Annotated in this window: 9 protein-coding genes, 2 tRNA genes and 3 rRNA genes; all 14 read left to right on the top strand. The window is 44.8% G+C overall.

Annotated features, from left to right (window positions below; translation table 11 throughout):
• Positions 1–758 precede the first annotated feature (758 nt).
• Positions 759–2,287 (top strand): 16S ribosomal RNA (locus tag DBK98_RS20650).
• 155 nt (positions 2,288–2,442) lie between these two features.
• Positions 2,443–2,519 (top strand) — tRNA-Ile (locus tag DBK98_RS20645).
• Between the two features lie 26 nt (positions 2,520–2,545).
• A tRNA-Ala gene (locus tag DBK98_RS20640) sits at positions 2,546–2,622 on the top strand.
• A 150-nt stretch (positions 2,623–2,772) separates the two neighbouring features.
• Positions 2,773–5,660, top strand: a 23S ribosomal RNA gene (locus tag DBK98_RS20635).
• Positions 5,661–5,749: 89 nt separating this feature from the next.
• A 5S ribosomal RNA gene (gene rrf / locus DBK98_RS20630) occupies positions 5,750–5,860 on the top strand.
• Together the 16S, 23S and 5S rRNA genes with 2 tRNA genes alongside form the textbook arrangement of a ribosomal RNA operon.
• Positions 5,861–5,984: 124 nt before the next feature.
• Positions 5,985–6,257, top strand: a complete 273-nt coding sequence (locus DBK98_RS20625) for a hypothetical protein (RefSeq protein ID WP_005780897.1) — start codon at positions 5,985–5,987, stop codon at positions 6,255–6,257.
• A gap of 401 nt (positions 6,258–6,658) precedes the next feature.
• Positions 6,659–8,155, top strand: a complete 1,497-nt coding sequence (locus DBK98_RS20620; protein WP_005807874.1) for a 2-isopropylmalate synthase — start codon at positions 6,659–6,661, stop codon at positions 8,153–8,155.
• A 47-nt stretch (positions 8,156–8,202) separates the two neighbouring features.
• The gene (gene leuC, locus DBK98_RS20615) at positions 8,203–9,597 is read left to right on the top strand and encodes a 3-isopropylmalate dehydratase large subunit (protein WP_032535603.1); all 1,395 of its coding nucleotides are present in this window, start codon (positions 8,203–8,205) and stop codon (positions 9,595–9,597) included.
• Between the two features lie 102 nt (positions 9,598–9,699).
• A complete protein-coding gene (leuD, locus tag DBK98_RS20610; protein ID WP_005780891.1) occupies positions 9,700–10,290 on the top strand; it encodes a 3-isopropylmalate dehydratase small subunit in 591 nt (196 codons plus the stop codon).
• On the top strand, positions 10,269–11,798 hold the full coding sequence (locus DBK98_RS20605; RefSeq protein WP_005807870.1) for an alpha-isopropylmalate synthase regulatory domain-containing protein: 1,530 nt from the start codon (positions 10,269–10,271) through the stop codon (positions 11,796–11,798). The genes leuD and DBK98_RS20605 overlap by 22 nt, the downstream gene beginning before the upstream one ends.
• Positions 11,799–11,810: 12 nt before the next feature.
• Positions 11,811–12,872 (top strand): 3-isopropylmalate dehydrogenase, encoded by a 1,062-nt coding sequence (gene leuB / locus DBK98_RS20600; protein ID WP_005807868.1) that lies wholly within the window; start codon positions 11,811–11,813, stop codon positions 12,870–12,872.
• 217 nt (positions 12,873–13,089) lie between these two features.
• A complete protein-coding gene (locus DBK98_RS20595; protein WP_032535604.1) occupies positions 13,090–13,824 on the top strand; it encodes a glycosyltransferase in 735 nt (244 codons plus the stop codon).
• A gap of 4 nt (positions 13,825–13,828) precedes the next feature.
• Positions 13,829–14,476 (top strand): lipid-A-disaccharide synthase N-terminal domain-containing protein, encoded by a 648-nt coding sequence (locus DBK98_RS20590; RefSeq protein ID WP_005807865.1) that lies wholly within the window; start codon positions 13,829–13,831, stop codon positions 14,474–14,476.
• On the top strand, positions 14,466–16,019 hold the full coding sequence (locus DBK98_RS20585) for a glycosyltransferase family 39 protein (RefSeq protein ID WP_032535605.1): 1,554 nt from the start codon (positions 14,466–14,468) through the stop codon (positions 16,017–16,019). Before DBK98_RS20590 ends, DBK98_RS20585 begins: the two co-directional genes overlap by 11 nt.
• Positions 16,020–16,024: the final 5 nt, after the last annotated feature.

Here is a 16,024-nt window from a genome sequence, read left to right as displayed (position 1 = left end):
TTTAACTCCCGTTTAAATTCCGTCAAGCTCCCGTTAAATCCCCTATTTTTCTCCGCAATTCCCTCTCCAAAACACTTGTTCCCCTCCCTTTCGTAGCACATATCCTTTCCTTTATCTCCTGAAAATTCCCCCTCTATATATTATAATAATGTGTCTCCCTTGGCCCTCCCTTTTCCCTTCTTTTTAAAGTATGCTCTAAGACCTACCTCTCCCTCAGTCCTTTACATCTGAATTTATATTTTTATTTAAAAAACTTCCTTATATATTTGCCTTGTATTGGTAAATCACGTACTTTTGCACCCGCTTTCCAAGAGACGGAGAGCCGATTGAAATTGACATGTTGCAAGTGCGTATTGATTGCCTTAACGAACAACCAAAATAATCTCCTTTTTCTTTGGAGTTTAATATTAAAATTCGTTATCTTTGCAGTCCGATTCGCGATAAAAGGCGTTTATTCCGGTGCCTTTCCCTTTCGCTAAGAGAGCCAGAGAACAGACCGGGAAAACATTTTAAAAAAAAACTTCCAGAAACATTTGGTGTTTTAAAATAAACCTTTTACCTTTGCACCCGCTTTTAAAACGAAGCGCAATCGAAAAGAAGCGTTCTTTGAAAAATTGATAAACAATACAAGTAGTACAAGTAAATTTAGAACCGTCAATACTTATTATATAGGTATATGAAAAATGACCGTCAATAAATTTTCGACATCCTGAACAGAGCTAATATTGTCCCTTATTGGGATATATAACAATACTTTTACAATGAAGAGTTTGATCCTGGCTCAGGATGAACGCTAGCTACAGGCTTAACACATGCAAGTCGAGGGGCATCAGGAAGAAAGCTTGCTTTCTTTGCTGGCGACCGGCGCACGGGTGAGTAACACGTATCCAACCTGCCCTTTACTCGGGGATAGCCTTTCGAAAGAAAGATTAATACCCGATGGGATAATCATTCCGCATGGTTTGATTATTAAAGGATTCCGGTAAAGGATGGGGATGCGTTCCATTAGGTTGTTGGTGAGGTAACGGCCCACCAAGCCTTCGATGGATAGGGGTTCTGAGAGGAAGGTCCCCCACATTGGAACTGAGACACGGTCCAAACTCCTACGGGAGGCAGCAGTGAGGAATATTGGTCAATGGGCGCGAGCCTGAACCAGCCAAGTAGCGTGAAGGATGACTGCCCTATGGGTTGTAAACTTCTTTTATATTAGAATAAAGTGCAGTATGTATACTGTTTTGTATGTATAATATGAATAAGGATCGGCTAACTCCGTGCCAGCAGCCGCGGTAATACGGAGGATCCGAGCGTTATCCGGATTTATTGGGTTTAAAGGGAGCGTAGGTGGACTGGTAAGTCAGTTGTGAAAGTTTGCGGCTCAACCGTAAAATTGCAGTTGATACTGTCAGTCTTGAGTACAGTAGAGGTGGGCGGAATTCGTGGTGTAGCGGTGAAATGCTTAGATATCACGAAGAACTCCGATTGCGAAGGCAGCTCACTGGACTGCAACTGACACTGATGCTCGAAAGTGTGGGTATCAAACAGGATTAGATACCCTGGTAGTCCACACAGTAAACGATGAATACTCGCTGTTTGCGATATACAGTAAGCGGCCAAGCGAAAGCATTAAGTATTCCACCTGGGGAGTACGCCGGCAACGGTGAAACTCAAAGGAATTGACGGGGGCCCGCACAAGCGGAGGAACATGTGGTTTAATTCGATGATACGCGAGGAACCTTACCCGGGCTTAAATTGCAGTGGAATGATGTGGAAACATGTCAGTGAGCAATCACCACTGTGAAGGTGCTGCATGGTTGTCGTCAGCTCGTGCCGTGAGGTGTCGGCTTAAGTGCCATAACGAGCGCAACCCTTATCTTCAGTTACTAACAGGTCATGCTGAGGACTCTGGAGAGACTGCCGTCGTAAGATGTGAGGAAGGTGGGGATGACGTCAAATCAGCACGGCCCTTACGTCCGGGGCTACACACGTGTTACAATGGGGGGTACAGAAGGCAGCTACCTGGTGACAGGATGCTAATCCCAAAAGCCTCTCTCAGTTCGGATCGAAGTCTGCAACCCGACTTCGTGAAGCTGGATTCGCTAGTAATCGCGCATCAGCCACGGCGCGGTGAATACGTTCCCGGGCCTTGTACACACCGCCCGTCAAGCCATGGGAGCCGGGGGTACCTGAAGTACGTAACCGCAAGGAGCGTCCTAGGGTAAAACTGGTGACTGGGGCTAAGTCGTAACAAGGTAGCCGTACCGGAAGGTGCGGCTGGAACACCTCCTTTCTGGAGCGATGTTGAAAACGACGTTCATCGGTTCTAAAATTGTACTACTGGTACTTGTTTATTTATAGAATATAGATCGACCGTCTATAGCAATATAGATAGAGATAAACAAGAGAAAAACAGAAGCCGAGTCTAAGACAGGACACGGTTGAACTAGTCCTATAGCTCAGTTGGTTAGAGCGCTACACTGATAATGTAGAGGTCGGCAGTTCAACTCTGCCTGGGACTACCAAGACGAGATTGATATCTTGTATGATTGGGGGATTAGCTCAGCTGGCTAGAGCATCTGCCTTGCACGCAGAGGGTCAACGGTTCGAATCCGTTATTCTCCACCATTGATACGCTGGCAACACAAGTTGCCGAATGTTATCATACGATCTTTGACATGATGTACAAAAAAAAGTAAATTTAGTAAGAGCTAAAAGTATATATCGAACCATTTGGTTCAGATCCTTTTTAAGAAAAGGAGATGAACCTGGCGATAAAAGAAAGTAAATAAGGGCGCATGGCGGATGCCTTGGCTCTCGGAGGCGATGAAGGACGTGATAAGCTGCGATAAGCTTCGGGTAGGTGCAAATAACCTTTGATCCGAAGATTTCCGAATGGGACAACCCGGCATTCTGAAGGAATGTCATCCAACCAAGTTGGAGGCTAACGCAGGGAACTGAAACATCTTAGTACCTGCAGGAAAAGAAAATAAATAATGATTCCCCTAGTAGTGGCGAGCGAACGGGGAATAGCCCAAACCACCCGTGTTACGGCATGTGTGGGGTTGTAGGACCACGCTCTCGCAAGAAAGTTATTGAGAAGAAGCGGCTGGAAAGCCGCGCCATAGACGGTGATAGCCCGGTATTCTAAGGTAACTGAAGCGTAGTGGTATCCTGAGTAGCGCGGAGCACGAGGAATTCTGCGTGAACCAGCCGGGACCATCCGGTAAGGCTAAATACTCCCGAGAGACCGATAGCGAACCAGTACTGTGAAGGAAAGGTGAAAAGCACTTCGAATAGAAGAGTGAAATAGTCCCTGAAACCATGCGCCTACAAGCGGTCGGAGCAGCGTAAGTTGTGACGGCGTGCCTTTTGCATAATGAACCTACGAGTTACTTTTTCCGGCAAGGTTAAGCATCTTGAGATGTGGATCCGAAGCGAAAGCGAGTCTGAACAGGGCGGATAGTCGGAAGGAGTAGACGCGAAACCAAGTGATCTACCCTTGGGCAGGTTGAAGGTTAGGTAACACTAACTGGAGGACCGAACCGATAAGCGTTGAAAAGCTTCCGGATGACCTGAGGGTGGGGGTGAAAGGCTAATCAAACTTGGAGATAGCTCGTACTCCCCGAAATGCATTTAGGTGCAGCCTTGAGAATTACTAATGTGAGGTAGAGCGACTGATAAGATGCGAGGGCTTCACCGCCTATCAAGTCTTGATAAACTCCGAATGCGCATTAGTTCGATCTCAGGAGTGAGGGCATGGGTGCTAAGGTCCATGTCCTAAAGGAGAAGAATCCAGACCATCAGCTAAGGTCCCCAAATAAACACTAAGTTGAACTAACGAAGTCAGATTGCTAAGACAGCTAGGATGTTGGCTTGGAAGCAGCCATTCATTTAAAGAGTGCGTAACAGCTCACTAGTCGAGGAGTTTGGCGTGGATAATAATCGGGCATTAAGTGTTTTACCGAAGCTATGGGATACGTAAGTATCGGTAGGGGAGCATTCCACTCTGCGTTGAAGGCTAAGCGTGAGCTTTACTGGAGCGTGTGGAAAAGCAAATGTAGGTATAAGTAACGATAAAGGGGGTGAGAAACCCCCTCGCCGCAAGACTAAGGTTTCCTGATCAACGCTAATCGGATCAGGGTTAGTCGGGTCCTAAGGCTCAGCCGAACGGTGATGCCGATGGCAGAACAGGTTAATATTCCTGTACTAGCATTAAGAGTGACGTGGAGACGGAGGAGTGACAACGCCGCGGACTGACGGAATAGTCCGTTAAAGGGTGTAGATGTTGATTATCCCAGGCAAATCCGGGATAAGAGTCGAACCTGACAGTATACCAATTTCCTCGGAAAACGGTAATAGTGCGTGTAAACATACTCCCAAGAAAATCCGCTAAACTTAATCTTAATGGTACCCGTACCGCAAACGGACACACGTAGTCGGGTTGAATATACTCAGGCGCTTGAGTGAATCACGGTTAAGGAACTAGGCAAATTGACCCTGTAACTTCGGGATAAAGGGTCCCTACCCGGTGACGGGAGGGCGCAGAGAATAGGTCCAGGCAACTGTTTAACAAAAACACAGGGCTGTGCAAAATTGAAAGATCACGTATACAGCCTGACACCTGCCCGGTGCTGGAAGGTTAAGAGGAGATGTCATCGCAAGAGAAGCATTGAATTGAAGCCCCAGTAAACGGCGGCCGTAACTATAACGGTCCTAAGGTAGCGAAATTCCTTGTCGGGTAAGTTCCGACCTGCACGAATGGTGTAATGATCTGGACACTGTCTCAACCGTGAGCTCAGTGAAATTGTAGTATCGGTGAAGATGCCGATTACCCGCGATGGGACGAAAAGACCCCGTGAACCTTTACTATAGCTTAACATTGAATTTGGGTAATTGATGTGTAGGATAGGCCGGAGACTTTGAAGCAGGTACGCCAGTATTTGTGGAGTCGCTGTTGAAATACGGCCCTTTGATTATTTGAGTTCTAACTCGCATTTGCGAGGACACTGTTTGGTGGGTAGTTTGACTGGGGTGGTCGCCTCCAAAAGTGTAACGGAGGCTTCTAAAGGTGCCCTCACGCCGATTGGTAACCGGCGGCAGAGTGTAATGGCATAAGGGCGCTTGACTGGGAGACTTACAAGTCGATCAGGTAGGAAACTAGAGCATAGTGATCCGGTGTTTCCGTATGGAAGGGACATCGCTCAAAGGATAAAAGGTACTCCGGGGATAACAGGCTGATCCCTCCCAAGAGCTCATATCGACGGAGGGGTTTGGCACCTCGATGTCGGCTCGTCACATCCTGGGGCTGGAGAAGGTCCCAAGGGTTGGGCTGTTCGCCCATTAAAGTGGCACGCGAGCTGGGTTCAGAACGTCGTGAGACAGTTCGGTCTCTATCTATCGTGGGCGCATGAAATTTGCGTGGCTCTGACACTAGTACGAGAGGACCGTGTTGGACTGACCTCTGGTTTACCGGTTGTGCCGCCAGGTGCATTGCCGGGTATCTAAGTCGGGATTGGATAAGTGCTGAAAGCATCTAAGTACGAAGCCAGCCACAAGATTAGATTTCTTTCAGGGTCGTTGTAGACTACAACGTTGATAGGACGCAGGTGTACAGGTGGTAACATCACAGCCGAGCGTTACTAATTGCCCGATGACTTTCTTTTATTGTCTTTTATGGTTTATATATCCGTTTAGCTTTACTATCCGGGTGATAGACGGCTAAGTTTACTTTTGTACATTATGTCTACCTTATTCAGGTGACTATAGCATCAGGGTTCCACCTCTTCCCATTCCGAACAGAGAAGTTAAGCCTGATCACGCCGATGGTACTGCGTAACAGTGGGAGAGTAGGTAGTCGCCGTTTTCAGAGAGTTCATCCCCTCGGGTCAGAAGACACGAGGGGATGACTTGTTTTTGGGAGATTCATTTATTTTATCTATATTTGCAAATGAGTATTTATATAAACGTTTAAAGCAAATATTTAAAGTATGAAGACAAAATTCTTTTTAGCTGCTGCAATGGTGGCATTCTCTTTTGCGATGATTTCTTGTGGTGGTAATAAAACAGCTAATTCGGAAGCTGCTACAGACTCTACTTCAGTTGCTGTAGAAGCAGTGGAATCTGCTGCAACTTGTTGCAAAGGTGACTCTGCTGTTTGTGACTCTACCAAGGCTTGTTGCAAAGATAAAGCTGCATGCGATCAGAAAACAGAATGCCCTCAGAATGCAAATTGTGAAAAGAAAGCTTGTGATAAGAAGTAATCAACAGGCATTAAAGCTATAATTGAGTGGGAATAAGGTATCTAACAGTACTTTATTCCCATTTTTTGTAGGCAGATATATGAACTTTGATTGTGATATATTTGTTATTATACAGTAGTTCTTCTTATGAAATGATATTTTTATGAATAAAAAAGTAACGTTTTATTTGGAGGCTAAGAAATAATCTATACCTTTGCATCGTCAAACAATAAAAGAGACAATAAACATGAATCAATCATTTATACATATTCTACTGTGTGGTATTATTATTCTGCTGGCAAAGGTCGGGGGAAGTGAGTGTCGCGCGTAAATGTGTATAATGAAAATATACGAAAGCCTTTCTCACTTCCTTGTGTGAAAGGCTTTTTTGATGGTGTATAATCAGATTAAAAAAATAGAATATGAGCGACAGATTATTTATTTTCGACACCACCCTTCGCGATGGTGAACAAGTACCGGGATGCCAGTTGAATACAGTGGAAAAAATTCAGGTGGCAAAGGCATTGGAAGTTTTAGGTGTAGATGTAATTGAGGCAGGCTTTCCTATTTCCAGCCCGGGCGATTTTAACTCGGTGATTGAAATATCAAAGGCTGTAACCTGGCCGACGATTTGTGCATTGACGCGTGCGGTACAAAAAGATATCGATGTGGCAGTGGATGCCCTGAAGTTTGCTAAACATAAGCGTATTCATACAGGAATCGGTACTTCAGATTCACATATTAAATATAAATTCAATTCTAATCGGGAAGAGATTATCGAACGTGCTGTGGCGGCAGTGAAATATGCCCGTCGTTTTGTGGATGATGTAGAGTTTTATGCAGAGGATGCAGGACGTACGGATAATGAATATCTGGCTCGTGTGATTGAAGCGGTTATTAAGGCTGGTGCTACAGTAGTGAATATTCCGGATACAACAGGTTACTGCCTACCTTCCGAGTATGGCGCGAAAATCAAATATCTGGTAGATCATGTAACAGGTATTGAGAATGCAATCATTTCTACCCACTGTCATAATGATTTGGGAATGGCTACTGCCAACACGATGGCAGGTATTCTGAATGGTGCCCGCCAGGTAGAGGTTACCATCAACGGTATCGGTGAACGTGCGGGAAATACGGCCCTTGAAGAGATAGCAATGATTATTAAAAGCCATCACGAGATTGATATTGAGACGAATATCAATACTCAGAAGATTTATCCTACCAGCCGTATGGTATCGAGCCTGATGAATATGCCGGTACAGGCTAATAAGGCCATTGTTGGACGCAATGCATTTGCGCATTCTTCGGGTATCCACCAGGATGGCGTACTTAAGAATGTGCAGACTTATGAAATAATTGATCCGCACGATGTGGGTATCGACGATAACTCTATCGTATTGACAGCTCGTAGCGGACGTGCTGCCTTGAAAAATCGCCTTTCCATTCTGGGTGTGACACTGGATCAGGAAAAACTGGATAAAGTATATGAAGAATTCCTGAAACTTGCCGACCGCAAGAAAGATATTCATGATGATGATATTCTGGTATTGGCGGGTGCGGACAGAAGTGGTAACCATCGCATCAAATTGGAATATCTTCAGGTGACCAGTGGAGTAGGAGTCCGTTCCGTTGCCAGCCTCGGATTGAATATTGCCGGAGAGAAATTTGAAGCGGCTGCCAGTGGTAATGGTCCGGTGGATGCTGCCATCAAGGCTCTGAAGCGTATTATTGACCGTCATATGACTTTGAAGGAATTCACGATTCAAGCCATTAGCAAAGGAAGTGATGATGTGGGTAAGGTACACATGCAGGTTGAGTATGATAACCAGATGTATTACGGATTTGGTGCAAATACAGATATCATAGCTGCATCGGTAGAAGCCTATATCGACTGTATCAACAAGTTTACTAAGTGATGTGACTCTAAACGTAATTTGTAAATCGTAAAATAATAAATAAAAAGATGAATACATTATTTGATAAAATATGGGATGCACACGTAGTGACTACGGTGGAAGATGGCCCTACACAACTCTATATCGACAGATTATATTGTCACGAAGTAACCAGTCCTCAAGCTTTTGCCGGTTTACGCGCACGCGGGATTAAAGTACTCCGTCCGGAGAAGGTATATTGCATGCCGGACCATAATACACCGACTCACGATCAGGATAAGCCTATTGAAGATCCTGTCTCAAAAACTCAGGTGGATACATTGACTAAGAATGCAGCCGATTTTGGGCTGACGCATTATGGGATGATGGATAAAAGAAATGGTATTATTCATGTGGTAGGTCCCGAACGGGGACTCACTTTACCCGGAATGACGATTGTCTGTGGCGATTCACATACTTCTACTCACGGTGCGATGGGAGCGGTTGCTTTTGGTATCGGTACAAGTGAGGTTGAAATGGTACTTGCTTCACAATGTATTTTGCAGTCACGTCCCAAGACTATGCGTATCACGGTAGATGGCGAATTGGGTAAGGGAGTTACAGCCAAGGACATTGCTCTTTATATGATGTCGAAAATGACGACCAGCGGTGCAACCGGTTATTTCGTAGAATACGCCGGTGAGGCAATTCGCAGTCTGACAATGGAAGGCCGGTTGACACTCTGTAATCTTTCTATTGAGATGGGAGCCCGTGGCGGTATGGTTGCTCCCGATGAAGTGACTTTTGAATACATCAAAGGGCGTGAAAATGCTCCTCAGGGCGAAGAGTGGGATAAAGCAATGGCGTATTGGAAAACTTTGAAGAGTGAAGAAGATGCGGTTTTTGATAAAGAAATCCATTTTGATGCAGCCGATATCGAGCCGATGATCACTTATGGAACTAATCCGGGGATGGGTATGGGCATCACGCAGCATATTCCTACAACCGAGGGTATGAATGAAACAACGAAAACTTCATTCTTGAAATCTCTGGACTATATGGGATTTCAGCCGGGTGAATCATTGTTGGGTAAAAAGATTGATTATGTATTTCTGGGTGCTTGTACTAATGGGCGTATCGAAGACTTCCGCGCATTCGCTTCCATAGTGAAAGGGCGTCAGAAAGCTGAACATGTGATTGCATGGTTAGTGCCGGGTTCTTGGATGGTTGATGCCCAGATCCGTGAAGAAGGATTGGATAAGATTCTGGAAGATGCCGGTTTTGCCATTCGTCAGCCGGGATGTTCGGCTTGTCTGGCCATGAACGATGATAAGATTCCTGCCGGTAAATATTCAGTTTCCACCAGTAACCGTAATTTTGAAGGACGTCAGGGGCCGGGAGCCCGTACGCTATTGGCCAGCCCGCTTGTGGCGGCTGCAGCTGCCGTAACGGGAGTGATTACCGATCCGAGAGAACTGATGTAATAGAGCTATAGGACGATCGAGGATTTACTGCTCAAGGAGTTTGTGAACGGAGATTGTCCGCCTGCACTGTAAATCGCAATTATTTAAATCGAAAATAAAAAGATGAAAGCAAAATTCAATATACTTACAAGTACTTGTGTACCTCTTCCATTAGAAAATGTGGATACAGACCAGATTATTCCCGCGCGTTTTTTGAAAGCTACAACCAAGGAGGGGTTTGGAGAGAACTTGTTCAGGGACTGGCGTTACGATAAACAAGGGAATAAAATAGAATCATTCGTGTTGAATGATCCTACATATGGAGGACAAATTTTGGTAGCCGGAAAAAATTTTGGTTCGGGATCCAGCCGAGAGCACGCTGCCTGGGCCATTGCTGATTATGGTTTCCGTGTAGTGGTGAGTAGTTTCTTTGCAGATATTCATAAAAATAATGAATTGAATAATTTCGTTCTTCCGGTTGTGGTAACCGAGGAATTCCTTGCAGAGTTGTTCGATTCCATCTTTAAGAATCCGAAGATGGAAGTGGAAGTTAACCTGCCGGAACAAACCATCACTAACAAAGCTACCGGAAAGAGTGAACATTTTGAAATCAATGCCTACAAGAAGCACTGTCTGATGAATGGACTTGACGACATCGACTTTTTGTTGACTAATAAAGATAAAATAGAACAATGGGAAAAGGCGTCAAAATAGAAATCATGGACACGACTCTCCGCGACGGTGAACAGACCAGCGGAGTATCGTTTGTGCCCCATGAAAAACTAATGATTGCCCGACTTCTGCTGGAGGAGTTGAAAGTAGATCGTGTGGAGGTAGCTTCGGCACGTGTGTCCGATGGAGAGTTTGATGCGGTGAAAATGATATGTGACTGGGCTGCCCGAAGGAATCTACTGCAAAAAGTAGAGGTATTGGGGTTCGTCGACGGACATACTTCATTGGATTGGATTCATGCTACCGGATGTCGTGTCATCAATCTGCTGTGCAAAGGTTCGCTGAAACATTGTACCTGCCAGTTGAAGAAAACGCCCGAAGAACATATCGAAGACATTCTTGCCGTAGTGGATTATGCCAATGAACTCGATATTGAGGTTAATGTATATCTGGAGGATTGGAGTAATGGTATGAAGGACTCTCCCGAATATGTGTTCCAGATTGTGGATGCATTGAAGGAGACCACTATCAAACGGTTTATGCTTCCCGACACATTGGGTATCCTGAACCCGCTTCAGGTGATTGAGTTTATGCGGAAGATGAAAAAGCGTTATCCTGATACACATTTCGACTTTCACGCACACAATGATTATGATCTGGCTGTAAGTAATGTGCTTGCTGCCGTGCTGAGTGGGGTAAAAGGGCTCCATACCACTATCAACGGTTTGGGTGAACGTGCCGGAAATGCTCCTTTGGCGAGTGTACAGGCCATCTTGAAAGACCATTTCAATGCCATAACCAATATCGATGAGAGCCGGCTGAATGATGTGAGTCGTGTGGTCGAATCGTATTCGGGCATTGTGATACCCGCCAACAAACCGATTGTAGGTGAGAATGTATTTACTCAGGTGGCCGGCGTACATGCCGATGGAGACAATAAAAGTAATCTTTATTGTAATGATCTGCTTCCCGAGCGTTTCGGGCGTATACGCGAGTATGCTTTGGGGAAAACTTCCGGTAAGGCCAATATTCGCAAGAATCTTGAAAGTCTGGGACTGGAACTGGATGAAGAGTCCATGAAGAAGGTTACGGAGCGAATCATTGAGTTGGGTGATAAGAAAGAGTTGGTTACTCAGGAAGACTTGCCCTATATTATTTCTGATGTGTTGAAGCACGATGGCATGAGCAATAAAGTAAAATTGAAAAGCTACTTTGTCACTTTAGCACACGGATTGAAGCCGATGGCAACACTAAGTATCGAAATCGACGGTCAGGTTTACGAAGAAAGTTCTTCCGGTGATGGACAGTACGATGCCTTCGTACGCGCTTTGCGTAAAGTATATAAGGTGACTTTGGGGCGTAAGTTCCCGATGCTGATTAATTATGCCGTAAGTATCCCTCCCGGAGGCCGTACCGATGCCTTCGTACAGACAGTCATCACCTGGAGTTTTGGTGAAAAGGTGTTCCGTACCCGTGGATTGGATGCCGACCAGACAGAGGCTGCCATCAAAGCTACTATTAAAATGCTGAATATAATAGAAGAATATTAATTATTGAACAATATGGATTTTAAAATTGCTGTATTAGCCGGTGACGGCATCGGACCGGAAATCTCTGTACAAGGTGTAGAGGTGATGAGTGCCGTCTGTGAGAAGTTTGGACATAAAGTAAACTATGAATATGCCATTTGTGGTGCGGATGCTATTGATAAAGTAGGTGATCCTTTCCCCGAAGAAACCTATCAGGTGTGTAAGAATGCCGATGCAGTTCTCTTTTCGGCTGTAGGTGATCCTAAGTTTGACAATGACCCGACTGCCAAGGTACGTCCGGAACAAGGGCTGCTGGCTATGCGTAAGAAACTTGGTTTATTTGCCAATATCCGTCCGGTGCAAACCTTTAAATGCTTGGTTCATAAGTCTCCTCTTCGTGCAGAGTTAGTAGAGGGAGCCGACTTCCTGTGTATCCGTGAGCTGACGGGTGGTATGTATTTCGGTGAGAAATATCAGGATAATGATAAAGCATATGATACGAATATGTATACACGTCCCGAAATTGAACGTATCCTGAAAGTCGGTTTTGAATACGCAATGAAGCGTCGCAAACACCTTACTGTAGTCGATAAAGCCAATGTGCTTGCTTCCAGTCGTTTGTGGAGACAAATTGCACAAGAGATGGCCCCGCAGTATCCGGAGGTGACTACTGATTATATGTTTGTGGATAATGCTGCAATGAAGATGATCCAGGAGCCTAAGTTCTTTGACGTAATGGTGACGGAGAATACCTTTGGCGACATTCTGACCGACGAAGGTTCTGTAATTAGCGGTTCTATGGGATTACTCCCGTCTGCTTCTACGGGCGAGAGTACTCCGGTGTTCGAGCCGATTCACGGTTCATGGCCGCAAGCAAAAGGTTTGAATATTGCTAACCCACTGGCACAAATCCTTTCGGTAGCAATGTTGTTCGAATACTTCGATTGCAAAGCCGAAGGCGCTTTGATCCGTAAGGCTGTCGATGCTTCTTTGGATGCAAATGTACGTACCCCCGAAATTCAGGTAGAAGGTGGTGATAAGTTTGGCACGAAAGAAGTAGGAGCATGGATTGTTGATTACATCCGGAAAGCCTGATTTCGTTTTTATATTTATAAAACAACAGACAATGCCGGAGAGGAGTGATATTCTTTCCGGCATTCTTTTTCTGTTTTAAGTCTGTATGAATGTTATAATCCGGTTTCATTTTTTCTTTTTGTGCTATAAAAACATAAATTAGATTTGGTTTGTTGTTTCAATACCCCTGTTTTATTTCTTATTTTTTGTATTTTTGCAGGATATTTACAATGAGGCAATGAATAAAACGATCAATTATCAACTGACTATCGTTGTTCCGGTATACAACGAAGAAGACAATATCTACTCTTTGGAACAGAAATTGGGAGAATTTTTGCCCAACTCTATTTGTACGGCTTGTGTATTGTTCGTGAACGATGGTTCACGTGATAACAGTAAGCAACGTATCATGGAGGTATGCGCGCGCAATAAGGATTTCTTTTATATGGATCTGGCGAAAAATTCCGGATTGAGTGCCGCCATGAAAGCGGGTATCGACTACGCTGAGTCGGTATATGTGGGATACATGGATGCCGATCTTCAGACTACTCCCGAGGATTTCAACCTGTTATTGAAGGATATTGCCGACTATCAGTTGGTGATGGGTATCCGTGCCAATCGTAAAGACTCCTTTTTTAAAAACCTCCAGTCCAAGATTGCCAATGGTTTCCGGCGGATGATGACCCATGATGGTGTTCAGGATACAGGTTGCCCTCTTAAAGTGTTGCATACGGTCTATGCCAAACGTATTCCGTTCTTTACGGGTATGCACCGTTTTCTTCCTGCGTTGATTTTATTGCAGGATGCTAAGATCAAACAGATTCCTGTCCGTCATTTCCCGCGTGTAGCAGGTACATCCAAGTATCATTTGTGGAACAGACTGGTTTCTCCTTTCCTCGATTGCTTTGCGTACCGTTGGATGAAGAAGAGATATATTAATTATCGTGTCGGCGACAATAACTTAATGGAGTAGTCTTGTGGGAGGTAACGGTTTTATTTATGTAATCGGTTTTTTGGCGCAGGCTTTTTTCTCTGCGCGCATCATATTCCAGTGGGTACTATCGGAAAAAGCAAAGAAGGTAGTATCTCCTTCCATATTTTGGATTCTGAGCATTGCCGGTTCTTATCTGTTGTGTATCTATGGGTGGTTGCGTGATGATTTTTCTATTATCTTCGGACAGTTTATTTCTTATTATATCTATTTGTGGAATCTGAACGAGAAGGGTATTTGGAATAAATTGCACGGGGTACTGAAAACTCTGCTGGTAATTACCCCCATTATTGCAGCAGCTTTTATGCTGCATGATGCACAACACTTTATCGATAGTTTTTTCCGAAATGAAAAGGTGCCTCTCTGGCTGTTGGTCTTCGGTTCAATGGGGCAAGTCATTTTCACTCTTCGTTTTGTATATCAATGGGCTTATTCATTCCATCATAAAGAGTCTTTACTGCCTGCCGGTTTCTGGATTATCAGTCTGGTCGGTTCATCGGTTATTGTGGCATACGGTGTATTCCGTCTCGATCCGGTTCTGATTTTGGGTCAGTCGGTCGGTTTCGTAGCCTATTTTCGCAATCTGATGATTGGGCGTAAAAGCTCCAAGCAATCAGTTGCCTATGAAAAGTAAATTTCTTCCGTTTTTATTATTGCTGGCAGTATTGCCGGTGCTGATTTTCCGGGATTATACTCCCTCCAATGAGTTACGCTATCTGAGCATTGTCGATGAGGCACTGCGCAATGGTGATATTTTTACGTTCACCAATCACGGTGTGCAATATGCCGATAAGCCTCCTTTGTATTTCTGGATTCTGATGCTGGGCAAATGGTTGCTGGGCAGTCATGCCATGTGGTTTGCGTCACTTTTCTCTTTCATTCCTGCTCTGGTGATTATGCTGGTAATGGATCGGTGGGTAGAACGTGAAACATCTGCGGCCAATCGTCTTTCGGCACAGCTAATGTTGATGAGTTGCGGCTTGTTTTTAGGGTTGGCAGTTGTTTTGCGTATGGATATGCTGATGTGTATGTTCATCGTTCTTGCCCTCCGTACTTTCTACCGGATGTTGAAAGGGCAGGGCAGCAAGAACCGGAATGCCTTTCTGTTTCCCTTCTATATTTTTATGGCTGTTTTCTCCAAAGGTCCGGTCGGTATACTGGTACCCTTGCTGTCTACTTTTGTCTTTCTGCTTATCACCGGGCGTGTGAAAACCTTCGGACGCTATTGGGGATGGAAGACATTTGCCGTGCTACTGTTAGGATGTTTCATCTGGTTTGGTGGTGTCTGTTGGGAAGAGGGAGGTTTGAACTATCTGCATGATCTGCTATTCCGCCAGACTGTAGGACGGGCTGTCAATGCTTTCGACCATAGTGCACCCTTCTATTATTATTTTATTTCCGTTTGGTATTCGTTGGCTCCTTGGGCGTTATTGCTGATAGGGGTGATTGTGGCCGGGGCATGTCGTCGGTTAATCCGTTCAGATCTGGAGCGTTTCTTTATGGTAATCATCCTCAGTACTTTGCTGATGTTGTCTTGTTTCAGTGGTAAACTTGCCGTCTATTTGGCACCGACTTTCCCATTTTTTGTCTATCTGGCCGTACTTTTGCTATCACATTTCCGATGGAATCAATGGCTGGCGTTGACGTTGGTTCTTCCTGCCGTTGTTTTTGTGGCAGGCCTGCCCGCTCTTATCGTGTTGGGACGAATGCCGGGCACCGAATTTCTGGGACAGAAGCTTTTTTACGTGGCCGGTGGAGTGTTGACAGTTAGTGGTTGTGCGGCTCTGTATTTCCTCTATCGGAAGAAATCGTTGAACAAGACTATCAATACGCTTGCCTTCGGATTGTTTTGTGCTATCTTTGTGGGCGGTTGGGATGTACCTGCCATTAACAGTGAATTGGGTTATTCCGAATTATGCCGGAAAGCAGTGGAACTTTCCAAAGAGAAAGGCACTTCCGGTTATTGTGTCCTGAATGTACGTCGTCCTGAGAATATGGATGTCTACCTGCACGAAGGTGTGAAAGAAGTGACTGAAGAAGAAGTTTTGGATAATAAATATCAGAATACCATCCTGATGATTTCGAATAAGAAAATACGTTCGAACAAGGAACTGCAGAAATTTGTTGACGGTAAGGAACATTATGTTATAGGCCGTTTTTCCGTAATGGTACTCTAAATAAG

Source organism: Bacteroides sp. PHL 2737 (assembly GCF_004115325.2).
In the GTDB taxonomy this organism is placed as follows: domain Bacteria; phylum Bacteroidota; class Bacteroidia; order Bacteroidales; family Bacteroidaceae; genus Bacteroides; species Bacteroides hominis.
Note: the sequence above shows the minus strand (reverse complement) of the source record. Positions and strands in the feature narration are given on the sequence as shown.